Annotated in this window: 19 protein-coding genes and 2 pseudogenes; 12 read left to right on the plus strand and 9 right to left on the minus strand. The window is 55.9% G+C overall.

What is annotated here, in order from left to right:
• The first annotated feature begins 76 nt into the window (after positions 1-76).
• The 3 genes and pseudogenes from ACZ432_RS11410 (at position 77) to ACZ432_RS11420 (ending at position 1,886) form a co-directional block, all read left to right on the plus strand.
• Positions 77-1,006 (plus strand): transcription initiation factor IIB, encoded by a 930-nt coding sequence (locus ACZ432_RS11410; RefSeq protein WP_426962297.1) that lies wholly within the window; start codon positions 77-79, stop codon positions 1,004-1,006.
• A 182-nt stretch (positions 1,007-1,188) separates the two neighbouring features.
• The gene (locus ACZ432_RS11415; RefSeq protein ID WP_426962296.1) at positions 1,189-1,548 is read left to right on the plus strand and encodes a MarR family transcriptional regulator; all 360 of its coding nucleotides are present in this window, start codon (positions 1,189-1,191) and stop codon (positions 1,546-1,548) included.
• Positions 1,545-1,886 (plus strand): annotated as a pseudogene (locus ACZ432_RS11420) (type II toxin-antitoxin system PemK/MazF family toxin). The gene ACZ432_RS11415 and the pseudogene ACZ432_RS11420 overlap by 4 nt, the downstream one beginning before the upstream one ends.
• 154 nt (positions 1,887-2,040) lie before the next feature.
• Here ACZ432_RS11420 and ACZ432_RS11425 read toward each other — a convergent pair.
• From ACZ432_RS11425 to ACZ432_RS11450, 6 genes and pseudogenes are all read right to left on the minus strand, one after another.
• The gene (locus ACZ432_RS11425; RefSeq protein ID WP_426962295.1) at positions 2,041-2,523 is read right to left on the minus strand and encodes an NUDIX hydrolase; all 483 of its coding nucleotides are present in this window, start codon (positions 2,521-2,523) and stop codon (positions 2,041-2,043) included.
• 172 nt (positions 2,524-2,695) lie between these two features.
• A complete protein-coding gene (locus ACZ432_RS11430) occupies positions 2,696-2,995 on the minus strand; it encodes a type II toxin-antitoxin system RelE family toxin (RefSeq protein ID WP_426962294.1) in 300 nt (99 codons plus the stop codon).
• Positions 2,996-3,004: 9 nt separating this feature from the next.
• Positions 3,005-3,277: a ribbon-helix-helix protein, CopG family gene (locus tag ACZ432_RS11435; protein WP_426962293.1), complete on the minus strand. Its 273-nt coding sequence runs from the start codon at positions 3,275-3,277 to the stop codon at positions 3,005-3,007.
• 88 nt (positions 3,278-3,365) lie between these two features.
• Positions 3,366-3,847: pseudogene (locus ACZ432_RS11440) on the minus strand (NUDIX hydrolase).
• Between the two features lie 796 nt (positions 3,848-4,643).
• A complete protein-coding gene (locus ACZ432_RS11445; protein WP_426962292.1) occupies positions 4,644-5,156 on the minus strand; it encodes a metal-dependent hydrolase in 513 nt (170 codons plus the stop codon).
• Positions 5,149-5,496: a hypothetical protein gene (locus ACZ432_RS11450; protein ID WP_426962291.1), complete on the minus strand. Its 348-nt coding sequence runs from the start codon at positions 5,494-5,496 to the stop codon at positions 5,149-5,151. Before ACZ432_RS11450 ends, ACZ432_RS11445 begins: the two co-directional genes overlap by 8 nt.
• Positions 5,497-5,896: 400 nt before the next feature.
• Here ACZ432_RS11450 and ACZ432_RS11455 point away from each other — a divergent pair, with 400 nt between their 5' ends.
• On the plus strand, positions 5,897-6,715 hold the full coding sequence (locus tag ACZ432_RS11455; RefSeq protein WP_426962290.1) for a hypothetical protein: 819 nt from the start codon (positions 5,897-5,899) through the stop codon (positions 6,713-6,715).
• 49 nt (positions 6,716-6,764) lie between these two features.
• Here the strand turns inward: ACZ432_RS11455 and ACZ432_RS11460 are convergent, their stop codons facing one another.
• Entirely contained in the window at positions 6,765-7,790 is a 1,026-nt protein-coding gene (locus tag ACZ432_RS11460) for a sugar phosphate nucleotidyltransferase (RefSeq protein ID WP_426962289.1), read from the minus strand.
• 433 nt (positions 7,791-8,223) lie between these two features.
• Between ACZ432_RS11460 and ACZ432_RS11465 the strand changes: the two genes are divergently transcribed.
• The 7 genes from ACZ432_RS11465 (at position 8,224) to ACZ432_RS11495 (ending at position 14,150) form a co-directional block, all read left to right on the plus strand.
• Positions 8,224-9,189 (plus strand): glycosyltransferase family 2 protein, encoded by a 966-nt coding sequence (locus ACZ432_RS11465; protein ID WP_426962288.1) that lies wholly within the window; start codon positions 8,224-8,226, stop codon positions 9,187-9,189.
• 117 nt (positions 9,190-9,306) lie between these two features.
• Positions 9,307-10,314, plus strand: a complete 1,008-nt coding sequence (locus ACZ432_RS11470; protein ID WP_426962287.1) for a glycosyltransferase family 2 protein — start codon at positions 9,307-9,309, stop codon at positions 10,312-10,314.
• Positions 10,311-10,754 (plus strand): PssD/Cps14F family polysaccharide biosynthesis glycosyltransferase, encoded by a 444-nt coding sequence (gene pssD, locus ACZ432_RS11475; protein ID WP_426962286.1) that lies wholly within the window; start codon positions 10,311-10,313, stop codon positions 10,752-10,754. The genes ACZ432_RS11470 and pssD overlap by 4 nt, the downstream gene beginning before the upstream one ends.
• Positions 10,751-11,224: a glycosyltransferase gene (locus ACZ432_RS11480; RefSeq protein WP_426962285.1), complete on the plus strand. Its 474-nt coding sequence runs from the start codon at positions 10,751-10,753 to the stop codon at positions 11,222-11,224. The genes pssD and ACZ432_RS11480 overlap by 4 nt, the downstream gene beginning before the upstream one ends.
• A gap of 3 nt (positions 11,225-11,227) precedes the next feature.
• Entirely contained in the window at positions 11,228-12,337 is a 1,110-nt protein-coding gene (locus tag ACZ432_RS11485; RefSeq protein WP_426962284.1) for a glycosyltransferase family 4 protein, read from the plus strand.
• Entirely contained in the window at positions 12,334-13,500 is a 1,167-nt protein-coding gene (locus ACZ432_RS11490) for a glycosyltransferase family 4 protein (protein ID WP_426962283.1), read from the plus strand. Before ACZ432_RS11485 ends, ACZ432_RS11490 begins: the two co-directional genes overlap by 4 nt.
• On the plus strand, positions 13,497-14,150 hold the full coding sequence (locus tag ACZ432_RS11495) for a nucleoside/nucleotide kinase family protein (protein ID WP_426962282.1): 654 nt from the start codon (positions 13,497-13,499) through the stop codon (positions 14,148-14,150). The genes ACZ432_RS11490 and ACZ432_RS11495 overlap by 4 nt, the downstream gene beginning before the upstream one ends.
• Here the strand turns inward: ACZ432_RS11495 and ACZ432_RS11500 are convergent.
• The gene (locus ACZ432_RS11500; RefSeq protein WP_426962281.1) at positions 14,147-14,668 is read right to left on the minus strand and encodes a nucleotidyltransferase domain-containing protein; all 522 of its coding nucleotides are present in this window, start codon (positions 14,666-14,668) and stop codon (positions 14,147-14,149) included. The genes ACZ432_RS11495 and ACZ432_RS11500 overlap by 4 nt on opposite strands.
• 331 nt (positions 14,669-14,999) lie before the next feature.
• Between ACZ432_RS11500 and ACZ432_RS11505 the strand changes: the two genes are divergently transcribed.
• Positions 15,000-16,127: a glycosyltransferase family 4 protein gene (locus ACZ432_RS11505; RefSeq protein WP_426962280.1), complete on the plus strand. Its 1,128-nt coding sequence runs from the start codon at positions 15,000-15,002 to the stop codon at positions 16,125-16,127.
• Between the two features lie 27 nt (positions 16,128-16,154).
• Here the strand turns inward: ACZ432_RS11505 and ACZ432_RS11510 are convergent, their stop codons facing one another.
• A complete protein-coding gene (locus ACZ432_RS11510; RefSeq protein ID WP_464378854.1) occupies positions 16,155-17,576 on the minus strand; it encodes an oligosaccharide flippase family protein in 1,422 nt (473 codons plus the stop codon).
• Between the last annotated feature and the right edge of the window lie 53 nt (positions 17,577-17,629).

Genomic DNA, 17,629 nt, shown 5'->3' on the forward strand with positions numbered 1-17,629 from the left:
GATCGGTACTCCGCGCGGGGGTTGTTGGCCCCTGAGAGGGTGCGGGGCGATCCAGAAGGGTCGCCACGTACACCCGATGCGCTCGAAACAGCCCTACGACCGAACGTTCGACGAGGAGCCACAGCGCGATGACCAGCCCGGCTGTCCGGACTGCGGCGGCCGCGTCACGACGACGGGCCACGAAACCGTGTGTGACGACTGCGGGCTCGTGCTCGAGGCGTCACCGATCGACCACGGACCGGAGTGGCGGGAGTTCGAGGAGCGGTCGGAGAGCGCGGCGCGAACCGGTGGGGCAGTCACGCCCGCGCGGCACGACCGCGGGCTGTCGACCGAGATCGGGATCGACCGGGACGCGAACGGGAACACGCTCTCCGGTCGGAAGCAGCGGCAGATGGCGCGGTTGCGGACGCGACACAGTCGCGCGCGGTACCAGTCAAAACGGGAGCGAAACCTCGCGATCGGCTGCGTCGAGATCGCGCGCCTGGTGAGCGCACTCGATCTCTCACAGGGGCTGCGTGAGCGTGCGAGTCAGCTCTTCCGGCAGGCACAGCGTGCGGACCTGCTCACGGGGCGCTCCATCGAGGCGTTTGCGGCCGGGAGCGTGTACGGCGCGTGTCGGACCGACGGCGTCCTGCGGACGATCGAGGAGGTCGCGGACGTGGCGCGGTGTCCCCGCGAGAAAGTCCTGCTCGGCTACCGCGTGCTCAACGTGGAGCTCGAGATCGCGAGTCGGCCGATCTCGCCGGGCGACATTCTCCCGCGGCTGTTCACGGCGCTCGACGTGCCGCCCGCGGTCCGGTCGCGGGCAGTCGCCCTCGCGGACGTCGCCCGTGAGACGGGGATCCTGAGCGGCCGGTCGCCCTCGGGCGTCGCGGCCGGCTGTCTGTACCTCGCGAGTGAGGAGCGCGGTGGCGGGTTGTTTCAGGCGGACATCGCGGCGGCAGCCAACGTGACGCCCGTCACGCTTCGAGCGCGGTATCAGGAACTGCAGAAGCATTCTGGGTGATCCCAAGCCGCAGCAGAGACCACTCCAGCAGGCGAAGGCAGATCCTGCGGTTCCACTCGGGAACGTACACGTTCAACTTGCGAGATCAGACCTTGTTTTTGGTGCAAGATGAGACGTGAAAATCCCAACCCAATTTCCAAACAGACCAAATAGCTATGTTCCAACAGTACCAACACTAGTCTATGTCAAGCGGGACCATCGATATCGATGAGTTCGAGGAAGCCGATGCCGACGAGTTCGAGGAGCGGACCGATACCGAGCGGATCGTGCTGTTCCTCGACGACCACGACGACCGCGCGTGGAAGGCCGCAACGATTGCCGAGCGACTCGGGTTGGATACGGATGCTGTCAGTGCGATCCTTTCGCGGTTGAAGGAGCGCGGCCTCGTGCGACACAAGCGCCCGTATTGGGCGATCACGGATGATGAGGAACGGCTCCACTCTGCCTACCGACTGCACCACCATCACGAGACTGCGGATGACCAGTACGGTGAGGAGCATCTCGAGGAACTCCAGACCGACGAGATGGAGCAGGTCCAGTGACTGCGTTCGCGGACTTGGAACGCGGGGATATCGTGTGGGCGAGTGATCCCCTCTCAGGGAAAGGCCGCCCGCTGCTCGTTCTGGGAACTCCGCAGTTCCCGAACCACGGAGTACAACTCATTACTGCGCTGATCTCCACGAAGACCTACCACGAGGAGGCACTCACACTTCGTGATGACGACTACGAGGGCGATCCACTCTGAGAGCGAAGCCACGTTCTCCCCTGGCCGCTTGTAACTCTCACCAGTGCTGCTGACGTCGACCGCTATCTGACCGCTCTGGTCGACGACCGCACCAACGATGTAGCCACTCAAGTGACCGAGTATATCTCGAGCTAGACAGGCTCGGCTGGCCTCATAGCGACGACCGCGGTCCATAGAGTCTGTGAGGGGTGTGGCTAGTCATCGACGAGCAGCACACCACTCATGGGCCGGAGTGGCGGGCGCATGTCGACGAGGATCCCGGTAGCGTCACCAACGCTGGGGGAGGTGGCTAGTCCGACGCGGCCGACGGTTCGTCCGCGGTTTCAGTACGGTTTGCAGGCTCCGCGGTCGGGAGCGCGTGGAGGTACGCATCGAGATCGAGCGCAAGGGTGTCGATGGCTGTGGGGTCCATCCACTGCAACTCGAACGTGGCGCCGTGTTCGGCACCCCCATCGTGGACGACGTGGTTCCAGGCGTCGCGGGGTTCCGAAACGTGAGCGTGGAAAAAGTGGCGGACGTAGCGCTTCGGCGGGTCCTGGCGGCGTGTCCAGACGTCGGTTGCGACCGGGGTGATGGCCGCGAGCTCCGTCAGCCCGGTTTCCTCCCGCACTTCGCGGTGGAGTGCCTCCCGCGGTCGTTCGCCGGACTCGATCGTGCCCTTGGGGATCTGAAGGGTCTCGTGGCCCGGTCCCTCGAACACTAACACCTCCCCAGTCGACCGCGTCACGTACGCGCACGCCTTCCCGACGTACGTGGCGTCACGGAGATTCATGGGACAGACCACCAATCCGCCCGGCATAAATATTGATTATTCATTGACATCGGTGTGTTTGTGGGAGGACTCGATGGCGGGATGGTGCGAACGCGAACCTGTGGCCCGGGTCTGCTCACTGCGGGTGAGGACGGCTGCGAGACCGCTCGCGACCATCAACGGCATTGACCTCCTACTGGTCGTCTCTCCAGCTCCCCCACACTTCTCGGTACTTGCCGAGTTCGCGGTACTCCTTCTTCCGCTCGAAGGCGTCGATGGCGTAGACCACCTCGTTGTCCTTATCCCAATCGATCAGTACGCGAAAGTCGCCGACGCGAAGCTTGTAGCCGGGATGGTTCTTCAACCGGTCGAGAAAGTGGTCCGGGAAGTCGCCGATGTCCTCCAGCTTGCTGATGATCCGCTCGGCGTCATCGGTCTCGAACTGTTCCAGCGTTTCGACTAACGTCTCGGTCAAAACGACTTCGTGAGCCATTAGTCAGCCTCAGTGGTCGATATCGAGACGTTCGCGGGCCTCGTCCGTGGACATCGTCCGCCCCGCTGCAACATCCGCGTACCCCTCCGAGACACCCTCCTGCGCGCCAGGCGTCAGAATCGGCTCTGTGGTGTCGCGCAGAACCTCACGGATGAACTCCGAGCGGGTGGTGTACTCCAGTTCATCCGCCAGTTCGTCGATCTCCTCCAGAAGCCGCTTCGGGACCTTCACGTTCAACTTCACCATGTCCCCATCGCCGTTGTCGCCCGCGTCCGTGCTCATACTGCGTGGTACGCGGGTGGTACTCAAAGAACTGTCGCTCAGTCGTCCCGGGGTCGGCGACGAATCGGTGAACCGCCTCGGGACTTGACTAGTCCGATGCGGTCGATGGGCCGTCCGCAGTTTCGGGGCGGTCTGCACACTCCGCGAGTGGCAGGGCGTGGAGGTACGCATCGAGATCGAGCGCGAGGCTGTCGATGGCTGTGGGTCCATCCACTGCAACTCGAACGTGGCGCCGTGTTCGGCGCCCCCATCGCGGACGTCGTGGGACCAGCTGTCGCGGGGTTCCTCAACCCGTGCGTGGAAGAAGTGGCGGACGTACCGCTTCGGTGGGTACTGGCGCCGCGTCCACACATCGGTCGCGACCGGGCTGACGGCCGCGAGCTTCGTGAGGCCGGTCCCCTCTCGAACTTCGCGGCCGACCGCGTCCCGCGGCCGTTCCTCGGTCTCGATCGTTCCCTTCGGGATTTGGAGCTCCTCGTGGCCCGGCCCGTTGAACACCAACACCTCGCCGGTCGACCGCGTCACGTACGCGCACGCCTTCCCGACGTACGTGGCGTATCGGCGATTCATGTGGCCCCCCTCAAAGCCCGTCAATATATATTGATCATCCATTGACACCCGGGGTGTGCTCAGGAAGACCTGATAGCGGTCGGAGGAGCGAAAGCGATGCAGAACCTGGTACCCGGAAAATGAGAAACCCGTTCATCCACGGCTGCAGGCTGTCTCACGCCCGTTCCATGATCAAGATGTCGCGACAGGGAGTAGCCCGCGATCGTCCCCCGGCATACTGCTTTGGTTGGGACACCCCGGTGATTCAGCGTGGAATCAGTGTGCAGGTGGTGCCTAGGATGGAATGTGTCATGATTTCCGATTTTCTGAGAGGCTATTCCAATACGACGTCAATGTGGACTTTCTCACCGCAATTTCCACAGTGTTCGTCATAGTCTGCAATGCCGGGGCCCGACCAAATCGACGAAACCTCTTCAATACTCTCGATCGTGAATGAAACAGCGTTACCACATTCAGGGCAGGCGACATTTTTCAAGACCATAGATTGCTCTCAGCCAAGAGCATCATAGTGGCTGATGTACCAGCAATACTTCCCGATACTAGTCCCCAGCATGCCGCATCAATCGACGGTTATCGCATCCAGTTCGGTGCGTAGATCCTCGCATGTGTTCTCCTTGATGGGTGTGGGGATTTCCGCAAAGAGTCGTCGCGTAGAGTTCGTCACATATTCAGCAGTCTATTCTCCACCTCGTGGCTTACCGATCACGCGGCCGCGTTCGAGGCGTTCGGGCGGCTAGGTTCGCGCGGCGTAGGCCGGCCATCCGGATGCGCTACGGTCGATCCGCGATCTTGGGAGTCACGAGTCCCTGTGGGTCGCTTGGTAGCTGGCGCGTCGCCGATCGACCAGCCACACGGTCGCGGCCGCGAGCAACGCGACCGCGGCCGGCCAGCGGTCGGTACTGACGAAGATGCCGTCGATGGCGAACCCGTGAGTGATGAACGGCCACAGCAGCGGACTGGACACGCCCGAGGGCTTGTAGAGCAGGAAGTCGAGCGTGTAGTGCGAGCTGGCACCGAGCGCGAGCAGTGCGAACACTGCTCGTCGATGGCGCGCGGACGTGAGCAACGCACCCAGACAGACGACGAGCAGCGTTCCTCCCACGCGGTGGAGGGGCATCCACGAGAAGGGGATGCCAAGCATCGTAGCGATGAGCTCGTCCGAGACCAGGAGATCGATCCGGTTCAAGTCCGGGAGGATGGCTCCACCCATCGCGAGCGTGACGAGTGGTGGCGTGATCCAGTCCACGTGCCACGAGAGGACGGTCGCGAGACAGTACCCGACGAGCATGTGGGTAAACAGATCAGTCATCGCGCGCCTCCTTCGTGCGGAGTCGTTCGTGCAGCGGGACGTCTCTGGGAACGACCGACCACGTCTCGCGGTCGACCGTCCACCCGTTGATCCCGCGGCCGGCAATGAGGAGGGCCGCGAACGTCGAGATACCGTACATATAGAGCACTTCCCACGGCTCGCGGACGATGGCTCGGTCAGGGTCGACCTGCAGTGTGCCGTCATCGGTCAGCTCGCCGGCGACGATCACGTTCTGGCCCTCCGCGACTGGCGGCGCGTTCTCGAGCGTGAGCAGCTGGGGCTCCTCACCCGGCCCGTCAGCCTCGACCTCGATAACCACTGGATCCGTGTCGACGACCACACCACCCGCCTGGATCCGGTCGCCTGCATGGTCTGCGGGGTCGACATCCGCGACCGCGAGATCCAGTCCGGGGTCGGGTGGTGCGGGCCAGCCCATCCCCCCCAAGCACGAAGAGGCTACCCAAGAGGAGACAACAGGCAGCAAGTGCGAGAACGCGGCGGGGATCCGTCGGCATGTAGGCGTGTCTGGTGGACCGTGGGTTAAGTGGTTGGCCCTTGGGAGATGTCGCACCCGTCCTTCCCTTTGATCAGGTAGGAGAACGCGGTCGAGATCGCGGTGTTGGTCGGCACGTGGACGGCTGCGCAGGTCGTGCCCTCGCCGCGAGCGAGCATTGAGCATTTCGGCGGGGTGTGAACGTCGCCCCGGCCTATTAGGCGCTGCTCCGTGAACATCCGGCTAGATGGCCCCCGCGATCGCCCACTTCCTCGTCGGTGCAGCCTTCCTTCTGCTGGTGGCAACTCCGCTCATGCTTCGCTACGATCTCGATCGGGAACTCGCCATCTGGCTGCTCCCGATCGGCGGCGTGTGGGGCATCGCGCCCGACGTGCACCACATCTCGCCCGTAGCTGCGGAGACACTGTACGGCTTCCACCACTCTCCCTGGATGGAGCTCTTCGCCCTTCACTACACGCTTGACCGACCGGCCGTCCGCGCGCAGGAGCACTGGAGCATTTTCGCGTCGATCCTCCTGTTCATCGTCGCGGTCGCCGGCTTCCGGCTTGCTGTCCGCGTGCGGAACAGGGGCCTCGTCGCGCGCCGCCCGCTTGAACACGCGTTCGTCGTCTGTGCCGCGACCGCGGCTGCGGGAACGCTCGCGACGATCGTTCTCGGCGTCGGCGTGAGCATTCAGGAGGCCTTTCCAGCCGTGGCGGGACTGGTCGGCAGTTCGAGCGTCCTCGTCGGTGGCCTGCTTGTGACCCTCGGTGGGGGACTGCTGAGTGTGGGGACGGCCGCGGTCGTGGAGAGTGATGTCGTCGAGCGGGCACGCTTCGAGCCGACTCACGGTGCGTTCGTGGGTGCGAGCGTCGGACTTGTCAGTTGGATCGGCGGCGTGGTCGTCGGTGTCCCCCTCGTGAGTGCGGCGCCGTTTCCGTCCCTCCATGTTGGGAGTCTCGGCACGCTGCTCGTGTTTGGCGTCGTCTTCGGCGCATTCTACGCGGTCGTGCGTGGGGCGTTTCGGGATCCGGATATCGTAGTTCCGGGCAACGAAACGCCGTAGACGTGAAATGGCCGCTCAAGGGTTCCGAGGACAAACCGGTTGTCGCCGATCAGTCGTCCGCCTGGACCGTTTCGTCCGCGTTCGCAGTCGTCTCGGGAGCCGTGTCGGTGTCTGGGTCCTCGAGCTGTGAATGCTGGCCGATTAGACTCTCGTGTAGATCGACCCCGTCGACTGTGGACTTGCGGTCAATGATCGACTCGGAGACGGAGGCGTTCGCGATTTCCGTCTCGGGAAAGATCACGGTTCGGGCAAGGTCCGAATCCCTAACGACCGCGTCGCCGAGCACCTGCACGCCGCTCCCGATGCTCGTGTTCTCAACGGTCGCCTCGTCAGCAACGAGTGCCTCGCCGTCGAGTTCGTACTCGACCGCGTCGAGATAGCTCTCCGCGGTGCCGATGTCGAACCACGCGCCGTCGAAGGTGAACGCGTGCGTCGGCGTCCGGTCCTGCAGCCACTGCACGAACCAGCCCGGCTCGTCCGGATTGTTCCCCTCCTCGAGATACGTCTCCAGCAAGTCGATGGAGTCGCTGGGGAAGCCGTAGCACGCAATGGAGACGAGCGAACTCTTGGGGTGCTCAGGTTTCTCCGCGAAGTCGACGATCCGGTCCCCTTCGAGTTCGACAACGCCGTACGAGGTGGCGCGGTCGCGAGAGCCAACGTCATAGGCGGCGATGGTCGGGCTTTTGGCCTCTTGGAAGAAGTCCAGAAAGTCGCTCACGTCGAAACTGATGTAGTTATCGCCCGCGATGACGACCGTGTCGTCCGAGATCTCCTCGCGGTCGACGAGCTGTGCAAGCGCGCTGATGACGCCGAACTTCTCCGATTCGCCGGTCGTGTCCTCGATGGAGAGTGCCGGTTTCTCGAAGTCAGCCGCGGCGAGGTACTCGCGGAACTCGCCCGCGAATCGCTCGTTCGTCGACACGTACACGTCATCGACGCGGTCGTCCTCCTCAAGCTCCGCGAAGATCCGGTCGATGACGGTGCTGTCCCCCAGTGGAAGAAACATCTTCGGCCGATGCGTCGTGACCGGCCAGAGCCGCGTTGCGTACCCACCCGCCAGCACGATGGCATCCATGTCTATCAACCTATTCGTCATCGCACATAAACATTTTCAGGTCGCTATCAGAATTTGGCATCTGGTCTATGGCCCGTACTCTTGAAGGGGGTAGACTCCGACATACACGTGTCCCTCGGCCACGGTACTCAAGAGTAGTGGCCTTGTCTGGTGTCGTTGAAGGGTGCGGTTAGAATTGTAGAGAGCTCTTGCGATGGGTGGATTCTTCCACTTATACAGGATCTAATAATACATAATTAATGTGTAAAAGACTGCACAATATTGGTGCTGTACGGCGCTATCTAGTATATTATGTACGCATTACTATCAGAATAAGCTAGTAAAGATAGCATAACACTTATGTGAGCATAAATTCACTATCTTCTAAATACTCTATGGTGTTGGGAAGTTCGAGGGGATGGCCATTCCACGTAGTCAATAAAGGAGGTGAATAATGTCGACCTACGCAACATCGGGTGTGAATGGCGAGCGAGAGGCTCCTTTGGAACAGGAACCGATCGATACTACATCCGACACAATCGTCGCCGGTATTCCGACGTACAACGAGGAGATTGCGATCGGCAGTGTCGTCTCGGAGGCACAGCAATACGCCGATGAGGTCGTCGTCGTTGACGACGGGAGCACCGACAATACGGTCCGGATTGCTCAGAACGTCGGAGCGACGGTGATCAAACATGAGGAAAACAAGGGCAAAGGCGGCGCGATCCGAACGCTCATGAAGTATACTACGAATATCGATGGTGTTGACAGCCTCGTGATCCTCGATGGTGACGGACAACACCTTCCCGAGGACATCCCAGATGTTGTTGAACCCGTCCTTGAAGGCGACTGTGACATCTCGATCGGAAGTCGATACGTCGAGCAGGAAGAGACTGAGACGCCGCTGCATCGACGATTCGGGCAGCGTGTGCTCGACACCCTGACACTGGGATCGTCTGGAGAGAACCTGAGCGACACTCAGAGCGGGTTCCGGGCGTTCTCGCCCGAGGCGGCCTCGAGTTTGAACCTCCAGACGGACGGGATGGGCGTCGAAAGTGAGATGATCAGCGAAGCAGCAAATCGTGAACTTAAGATCGATGAGGTGCCTATCGATGTAAGGTATGACGGCATCGATGGACAGACGTTCAACCCGCTTGCCCACGGATTGAGTGTCGCCGTGTTCGTAACGCAACTAATCCGGGACCGGCATCCCTTGCTGTTCTTTGGTGTGCCGGCACTATTGCTGCTCGGAGTTGGAGGTGCGCTGTTACTCCAAACTGCATATCTCTACCAAACTACTGCGGCTTTCCATCAGTGGCGGGCGTTAATTAGCGGGTTCTTGGTTCTGACAGGGATTGTGTGTCTCTTTAGTGCACTCGTCTTGAGCCAGGTGAAGAACATGGTCTCCCGCCCCGATTAAGAATGTCCATGGTGCTATATGAGAGAATTTCGACTGAGGCGAATAATTGATAGATTAGTCAAAACTGTTGGAAGATCAAAATGATCACAGTTAACAATGTTATGAATAAGAGCTAGAATGGACACAAATAGCACAACACACGCCACTGTCGTCGTTGTTACCTATAACCATGCAGATTTTATCGAAACGTGTCTTCGGAGTTCTCTGGCTGAGAATCCGGCGAAAGTCATCGTTGTTGACACCGGTTCAACTGATGGAACAAAAGATATTGTATCGGAGAAATTCCCTGACGTAGAGTTGTTTACAATGGCGGAAAACAGGGGATATGGTGCCGGAAACAATGTTGGTGTGAGCAGTATAGATACGGAATTTACAGTCATTCTGAATCCAGATACTCGGGTCGAATCAGGCTGTTTCGAAGCGTTATTAGAGCCCCTCGCAGAGATGAAAAACCGAATTACGACACCAAAGATACTCACCTATGACGGGAAACATATCAACACTTGTGGGAATATTGATCACTTTACAGGCCTGGGCTTTACTAGAGGTTTCTATCGGCCACCTATGGAACTCTCGGAAACAGAGCGACTTTCTGGTCTTTCCGGTGCGTGCTTTGCCCTCCGTACGGAGCTGTACAGGGAGATAGGTGGGTTTGATGAGGAGCTCTTCCTCTACATGGAAGATGTGGAATTGTCATGGCGAGCGGCACTAAACGATATTGAGATCCGCTACATCCCTGATGCAATAATATGTCATGACTACGAGGATATCCAGGTTCCGGCGAAAAAGATCTATCACCTTGAACGAGGACGATATTACATACTCCGGAAGTACCTCAACATGAAGACAACAATGATGTTGCTACCGTCGCTATTACTGACTGAACTGCTAACTACTGGATTCGCAGTTCTGAGCGGTACCGAAGGAATTCGAAACAAGCTACGAGGAATGCGGGAAGGTCTAACTATGGACATAAACACAGTAAAAAAGGATCCACAAACAGTACTTTCCAAGCTCGCAGTCAAGATTCCAGAAGATCAACTCACATACAGTATGCTTGATCTATTTGGAAAGAAATTTGCGAACACAGTATACAAACTCAATTATTCGCTTCTTAACGTATGAAGGTAGCCATGGTTTCATCTCACGGAGGACATCTCACGGAACTTCAAATGATCGCTGACGCGTTTGATGGGCACGATCAGTTCTATATAACATATGAAAGTGAGCGCACGAACCAGCTTGATATAGAAGCGTATACCTTGGAGAACATTGGGACAAACCCTATATCAATGACAATAGCGTTCAAGCAAATACTTCGGTGGTTCTGGTCGCACAGACCAGATCTCGTAGTGAGCACGGGGTCCGAGATTGCAATCCCCGCATTTGTCGCCGGCGAGATCTTCGGAGCGACGACTATCTTTGTCGAGAGCTGGTGCCGTGTCACCAGCCGATCAACAACGGGACGCATAGTGTATCCTATTGTCGACCACTTCTTCGTCCAGTGGCCGGAACTGCTTGAGGAATACGGTGAAAAGGCAGAGTTTCGAGGAAGCATCGTATGATATTCGGGACAGTAGGGACACATGATCAGCCGTTCAACCGATTACTATCCGGATTGGACGAAATCGCGGACGAATACGACAAGGTGGTCACACAGGTCGGGCACTCGACCTACCGGCCAAAAAACATGGAGTGGTTCGATTTTGTCGCCGAATCTGAGATCAACAATTACTACCGGAATGCGTCGGTCATAGTCGGGCACGCCGGCGCAGGGACGATTCTGACGGCCCTCTCGTACGGAAAGCCAATCGTGTTGATGCCGCGGCGAAAGCAATACGACGAACATATTGATGACCACCAACTCGAGCTGACGGCCGCACTCAGGGAAAGAGAGGGTGTCTTCATCGTGAAGATGGCTGACGAACTCAAAGCTGCGATCGACGACGCGCTAGCATATACTCAGACGAAAACCACGTCATCCGGAGAACTAGTGACGTATCTGTCGGCGAATATCGAACGACTGGTGGACTGAATAATGCACGTCGCGATGATCGTATCGACCCCAATGCCACCCGAAGAGGGGATTGGCTACTACACATACAACCTCTCGAAGGAGCTCCAAGAACGGGGCCATCGAATAACTATCGTCACGAGAGGTGGACTCAAAGGGATGTCCGCAACACACGACGGGCTCGAGATCAAAAAGGTACCGTATATTCCAGCCTACCCGTTCCACGTGGACCTACACGGGATCTTCCTGCGTCGTCGACTCCGTCAGCTCGGCCCGGACATCGTTCACACCCACACACCATTGACACCGCCGGTAGATATCGACATACCGGTGGTCTCGACCATCCACACTTCTGTCGTCGAAGATGCTAACCAGACCGATTCGATCAGGCCCGGTGCGCTTGCACACCGATTTCTCACACGAGTCACTAGCAGACGGACAATCGCTGCGCAAGCTGAATCCGCGACAGAACTCGCGACAGTCGCACACTCGGTGAAGGAAGAGCTTGCGACACATTTCGGGCTCTCAGGCATACACGTGGTCGGCAACGGTGTGAATATCTCCGAATTCGACGGTGTATCGGACACCAACGAACGATTTGGGCTGTTCGTCGGTCGACTGAGTTATCGCAAGGGAATCGCGGACCTGCTCAACGCGTGGGAGCAACTGCCCGACGAACAGCGCATCCCGCTGAAGATCGTCGGTAAGGGTCCGCTTCGCGAGCAGCTAGAAGATCAACTTAGCGGCACTGGACTGTCTGGGGATGTTTCCTTTCTCGGACACCTGCCGCGGGCGGACCTGGTGCGCCTCTATCAGCAGGCTACGCTATTCATCGTTCCCTCGCACTACGAAGGACTTCCAACGGTCCTGCTGGAAGCGATGGCGGCCCGGACTCCTGTTATCTCGACGGCCGTAAGCGGAGCCCTCGATGTCATCGATGACGGAGAGAACGGCATTCTCGTCCCGGCACGGGCGCCGGAAGAGATGAGCGAGGCGGTACTCAGACTCCTGCGTGACCCCGAAGCCCGGAAACGACTCGCAGCGCGCGGTCGAGAAACAGTTGAGCGGGAGTACACCTGGGACGCGGTCGCCGACCGCTACCTAGATCTTTACGAGACAAGCATGAACGCATGAAACTGGTATTCGTCTGCTTCGAGTTCGAACCGAGCAAGCTTCGTAAACAGCCATGGAGGTATGTAGCAGAACTAACACGTGGGCTTGATACGGATGTGGAACCACTCGTGGTCACCGACACCGAGGCTGAGGTCGACGGAGTAGCAACCCACACCGTCGATTCACTCGGGACGCTGACCGGACCCTCCACGGCGCTCGTCGACACAGTCCGTCGAGCGGACCCCGACGTGGTCGCGACAGTGCTTGGGCCCTCTAGTCTGTTTCGGCCGACTTCGCTCGCGTCCGAAGTCCAGGCTCCGACCATCGCCGTCATGACGAGTCCCCTGTACGAACTCGGGGACGTGGTCGGCGTCGGCGCTGCCGAGTTCTATCGGCACTCCTCGTACCTGATTGGCCACCTTGCCGGGGCACTAACACCGGACATCGCTGCCAGACGGCACCTTGACCAGTATGATCACCTTATTACGCTGACCTGCAGTACGGGTGACGCGCTTGCCGACACCGGGACGACGACGCCCGTCGATGTCGTCAGGCCCGGATTGGATCCGTTTGACCGTAAACTGCCGCCAGAGAGCGCCGTAGAAGACGTACAAGCGGAGCTAGCACCAGACGGCGATCCGATTATTCTCTACTTTACCTCGCCACTGACCCTTCGCGGGACGGATACGCTTGTGAAGGCGTTCGCGAAGCTAACCACGTCGACGGACGCGATTCTGGTCGTCCTCGCACGACAGGACGGCGGCGGGCTGAGCGACGAGGAGCAGTATTTGACGGACCTTGCATCGAACCTAGGCGTGGCCGACTCCTTCGTGCTCCTGCCGAAGAACCTCACGCCGGAGGGGGTCAAAGCCCACCTTCGGGCCAGTGACGTGGTGGCCCTGCCCTACAAAATTGTCATCTCCGGCGTACCGGTAAGCATCTTGGAGACGATGGCAGTCGGGCGACCAGTCGTGACGACAACCACCGACGGGCTGCCAGAGCTCGTCGGTGATCGATCCCAACTCGTTGTGCCCAACGATGTTGACTCGCTGGCGAGGAGGCTGGAGGCACGGTTGGCAGACTCGAACGCGGTCGGTCGGGCAAATCGGGAACGGATAAGTGACCACCCGACTTGGGAAGAATCACGAGAACAGTTCGTAGGGATTCTGGAGGGAATACAATGAGTGAAAGTCGACTGATTTGCATTATTGGGCCCGATGGTGCCGGGAAATCAACGCAGGCCGACATGTTGCTGGAATTGTTATCAAACCACGGTCACGATTGTGAGTATCGGTGGCTCGGATTCAATCATTACCTATCGCTGCCGCTACTTGGAGTTGCCCGGCTCATTGGATTGAGCGAAATAGAGACACTCGATAGTGGCAGAGAGGTCGGTTACCATCACTTTGAGCGTTCAAAAATCCTTACAAAGCTGTACCCTGTCCTACTCCTAGTCGATACACTACTTGCCTATCTAATAGCGGTCGCGTGGCCACGAAGCCAACTCGGCAAATCACTAGTCTGTGACCGCTTCATTCACGATACGGTCGTGAATATTATGCTCTCTATCGACCAGCCAGATTTCATAGACACTGCGGTCTGCAATTTGTTTTTTAGGTTAATTCCCGACGACGCGGAAGTATTCGTCTTGTTGGCCGATGAAGATACGCTTCGTGATAGAAGAGATGATGTCGAAGCTGACAGGAACATCTCGGAGAAAATCCAGTATTATCAGATCCTCGCAGATAGGCTTGATCTTCCTGTTATCGATTCTTCAAAATCCCCGGAATCGATTCATCATGAAATCCAAGCACAGCTCAGAAGGGAGCATTAATCGAACAGGCCCGTTTTATCGTAGAGAACAATCAGGTTCTCTCGTTCATCCTCACGTATTTTCGACAACTCTTCAGCGTTTTCAAGAACAAAGATATCAAGCGGGAATTTATCAAACAACGCTCTACTCCTCGCTAGTGTTGTTAACCAACACGCGAAAATTCCGTTTAAGACGCCATCGCTTCGAATAATCCTAATATCTAAATCAGAAGTACTGTGAAGTTCATCTCTTGAGAGACTACCCAGTGCCACGACAGCCTCGATGCTTTCGTGCTCCGCCCCGAGATCTCGTAGAAACTCGCAATAATTATAGAAGGTTTTCTCATCAGTGTGAATCAGATCAACGTTCTTTAACACAACAAATATGTGCCCATTAAATATGAAATTAAGTGTATGAGCGATTAGCACCGAAGCGATAATCCCAATTCTCCCACCAATATGCTTGTTTAATATACTGTATAATATTGCGGTCAAAAGCACGTCAAGACCGACTTTGTAAGCGCACTCCGTTCTAGACATATTAAATAGCCCTTGAAACGTCCAGTGTGACCCCACGAGCACAAGTGCGGACAGCCAACTATCTGCCTCGGTAACCTTTTCGACGAATGTAGCGAACTTCGAATTAAACATGAATGTGTGACATTTCGTCCTGAGAACGTACGAAATGATAGGCGGCAGTAGATATGTGTCCTTCGTCTAATTTCAGTCGATCCGATGATTGAAAAGGGCTAGCTGACAATGTGTGTTGCTAGTCTCAACTTATCTTATTATATTCTTTGATGAGAGCAGTCTAAGGAGAGGCCATCTATGACGTAATTCTTAATAAACACGCAGGCAACATATTACTATCATGAAAGTAGGAGTGGCCTACAACTACGATCCATGTGAACTTCGGACAGGTGGTGGAATTACTTATTGCAACAATCTTGTCCGGTCACTAACCAAAAAAGGGCATAAGGTAGAGTTATTTGATGTCGAACTGACCACTAAACGGGAACCCATCGAAAATTTGAGTCACCACCCTGTACAGCATAGTTCCGATAATTGGTGGAGGTTTATATTTAATCTCTATCGAAAAATCGACACAGGGGATCTCGAAGACCTGGATGTCATACATACTCACCATCCATTAGTCATGCTTCCATTTTTACTGAAACAGACAAAGACACCGACAGTCTGTACGTTCCACGGAGTTCCGCTTGACTGGCTTGACGCTAACTATCCAATGGTATCCCGTACCGCTTCGGTACCCTACAAAAAACTGGAACGGGAGATAATCCAGCGAGTTGATAAAACGACGACAGCGGGGCCCGAGCCGCAGAAACGGCTATCGGAACGACATGGGGACTGGTTCGAAGTGAAGAACAAGCCAATTCCCAGCGGTGTTGATTTAGACTTCTTTTCCCCGGAGAAGACCGATGATGCCGAGGTCACCGAAGGGGTAACAACATACCTGTTTGCCGGGCGTCTTTCCAAACAGAAGAACCTGAAATCACTTTTCCATGCCTTCAATATTGTCAGCCGAAACAACCCCCAAACGGAGCTAATTGTTCTTGGTAGGGGTGAAATGCGGGATGAACTCGAAAACTACGTAACGAATCCGAATGTCCGATTTAAGGGTGAGGTCCCCTTCGAACAGGTACCCCAGTATATGGCCGCAGCTGACGTGTTCTGCCTCCCTTCGCTCTACGAAGCATCTCCAACCGTGGTCAAAGAGACTCTGAGTTGTGGTACACCAATTGTGAGTACGGACGTTGGTGATGTCTCCGAAATCATCACCGCTGAGGAACTAGGCGAAATTGTGCTAGACGACGACGCAGAGACAATAGCAGCGGCGATGGAAGCGGTCGCTAGACGAGTGGAAGAGGATCCCGAGAACATCCGCCGGGCATGCCGTAACTACGCGGCAAAGAATTTTGCTTTCGACACAATTGCCGAAGCATACATCCGGACGTTCGAATCTGCGATGGCAAGGTAGTCGACGCCAGAGGGGGATCGTGAGAAATTAAAAACTAACATCAAGCAATTCGGCCGTCTCAACTGCTTGTGTGCGGATATGACTGTCTGCGAGGAGGACGATGAAATACAGAGTACCGCCAGTGGCTACGAGTCCTAGTAGCTGGGGAATCCCATCAATACTGAACTGTGAATCGATAAGAACCAAAACAAGAGCCATAGCTACCGAGGAAATAACAGACCAGGTTAGACTTCGCCAGTCGACGCGAAGGTCGATGTGTTTCGACGCGAACCACAGTGCCGAGACCGACATCGCCATAGCGGATACCAACGTAGCAATTGCCGCCCCTTCGATCCCTGCGGTGGGGATGAGGATGATATTCAATACGATGTTTGTCACTAATAGACAGAAGCTCACCCACATTAGTCCTCTGGGTAAATTTAACCCATAAAGTATTGCACGAGCGATGCCACCGACAGTCTGTGGAATCTTTTCCAGAAGGAGGATTATCAATACGACGCTGGCTGCGCCGTACTCTGCGGTGAACAAATTTGACAACAGTTCACCCGCAAGGAGACAGCCACCTACAACAATTGGAATGAGCAAAACCAGTGTGAGAGTGAAGTACCGGTACACTACGTCTTCGACTAGTTGTTGTTTTCCTTCCACCCACCATTCACTGAGTTGCGGACGGATGACCGCACCCAGAGACTGTGCTATTATCATCGGGATAAGCGATACTTGCCAAGCGATCTCGTACATACTAACAGATGAAGAGACAAGGAAGAAGCCAATGAGAAGGATGTCGGTCCTATCGTAAGCCTGTTCAGATACTTGAGAGATTCCTGCAAAGATAGAGAAAGTAAATATCTTCTCAGCAGCGTCTTTTGTTGGTGTAGATATTCCAATGGGTAATTTTATGCTAACATAAACTAGCGCGATACAGATTGATGCTAAGTAGGATATTAAAATTGCGTTGATATTCACACGCCCAGAATAATAGAAGAAAGCTATAAATACAAAAAATAGTAATTTTTGCAGAAATTGGGAGAATATTGTATTTGGGACAGCTAAATTGCCGTTCAGTGCCTTTCGTAGCCCTACTAAGAGTATATATAAAAAAAGGCCAAGAGTTACATATGCGATCGAAACATTGAGATAAGATTCTATTTGGGACTTGAATATGTAGCTCAAAAGTGCTAACAGTGTGGATATGAGTAAGACAATGAGTACACCAGTAGAAAAGATTTCTGCCTTGTTTTTGCCTTCGGATAATCTCTTTTCGAGCCCCTCGCCAACTCCGATAAGCGAAAGAGTTCCCACAACGGAAACCACAGAGATATATAAAAAATAAGTTCCTAGAATTGACCTTGGGACTATTCGAGAAATAACTGCTATCGATAAAAAAGAGAGACCCAATTTAGACATATTCCAAATGAATACTTTGGCCCCATCATTGCCCAACGACATATAGAACCAACAAATTTCTACTTTGATAAGAGGGACGATTTGAACATAGTATA

The organism is Haloparvum alkalitolerans, from assembly GCF_055381565.1.

Coding starts and splice junctions, on each gene's coding strand:
- ACZ432_RS11410 (WP_426962297.1), top strand. CDS start 77: ATGCGCTCGAAACAGCCCTACGACCGAACGTTCGACGAGGAGCCACAG.
- ACZ432_RS11415 (WP_426962296.1), top strand. CDS start 1,189: ATGTCAAGCGGGACCATCGATATCGATGAGTTCGAGGAAGCCGATGCC.
- ACZ432_RS11425 (WP_426962295.1), bottom strand. CDS start 2,523: ATGAATCTCCGTGACGCCACGTACGTCGGGAAGGCGTGCGCGTACGTG.
- ACZ432_RS11430 (WP_426962294.1), bottom strand. CDS start 2,995: ATGGCTCACGAAGTCGTTTTGACCGAGACGTTAGTCGAAACGCTGGAA.
- ACZ432_RS11435 (WP_426962293.1), bottom strand. CDS start 3,277: ATGAGCACGGACGCGGGCGACAACGGCGATGGGGACATGGTGAAGTTG.
- ACZ432_RS11445 (WP_426962292.1), bottom strand. CDS start 5,156: ATGACTGATCTGTTTACCCACATGCTCGTCGGGTACTGTCTCGCGACC.
- ACZ432_RS11455 (WP_426962290.1), top strand. CDS start 5,897: ATGGCCCCCGCGATCGCCCACTTCCTCGTCGGTGCAGCCTTCCTTCTG.
- ACZ432_RS11460 (WP_426962289.1), bottom strand. CDS start 7,790: ATGGATGCCATCGTGCTGGCGGGTGGGTACGCAACGCGGCTCTGGCCG.
- ACZ432_RS11465 (WP_426962288.1), top strand. CDS start 8,224: ATGTCGACCTACGCAACATCGGGTGTGAATGGCGAGCGAGAGGCTCCT.
- ACZ432_RS11470 (WP_426962287.1), top strand. CDS start 9,307: ATGGACACAAATAGCACAACACACGCCACTGTCGTCGTTGTTACCTAT.
- pssD (WP_426962286.1), top strand. CDS start 10,311: ATGAAGGTAGCCATGGTTTCATCTCACGGAGGACATCTCACGGAACTT.
- ACZ432_RS11480 (WP_426962285.1), top strand. CDS start 10,751: ATGATATTCGGGACAGTAGGGACACATGATCAGCCGTTCAACCGATTA.
- ACZ432_RS11485 (WP_426962284.1), top strand. CDS start 11,228: ATGCACGTCGCGATGATCGTATCGACCCCAATGCCACCCGAAGAGGGG.
- ACZ432_RS11490 (WP_426962283.1), top strand. CDS start 12,334: ATGAAACTGGTATTCGTCTGCTTCGAGTTCGAACCGAGCAAGCTTCGT.
- ACZ432_RS11495 (WP_426962282.1), top strand. CDS start 13,497: ATGAGTGAAAGTCGACTGATTTGCATTATTGGGCCCGATGGTGCCGGG.
- ACZ432_RS11500 (WP_426962281.1), bottom strand. CDS start 14,668: ATGTCTAGAACGGAGTGCGCTTACAAAGTCGGTCTTGACGTGCTTTTG.
- ACZ432_RS11505 (WP_426962280.1), top strand. CDS start 15,000: ATGAAAGTAGGAGTGGCCTACAACTACGATCCATGTGAACTTCGGACA.
- ACZ432_RS11510 (WP_464378854.1), bottom strand. CDS start 17,576: ATGTCGTTGGGCAATGATGGGGCCAAAGTATTCATTTGGAATATGTCT.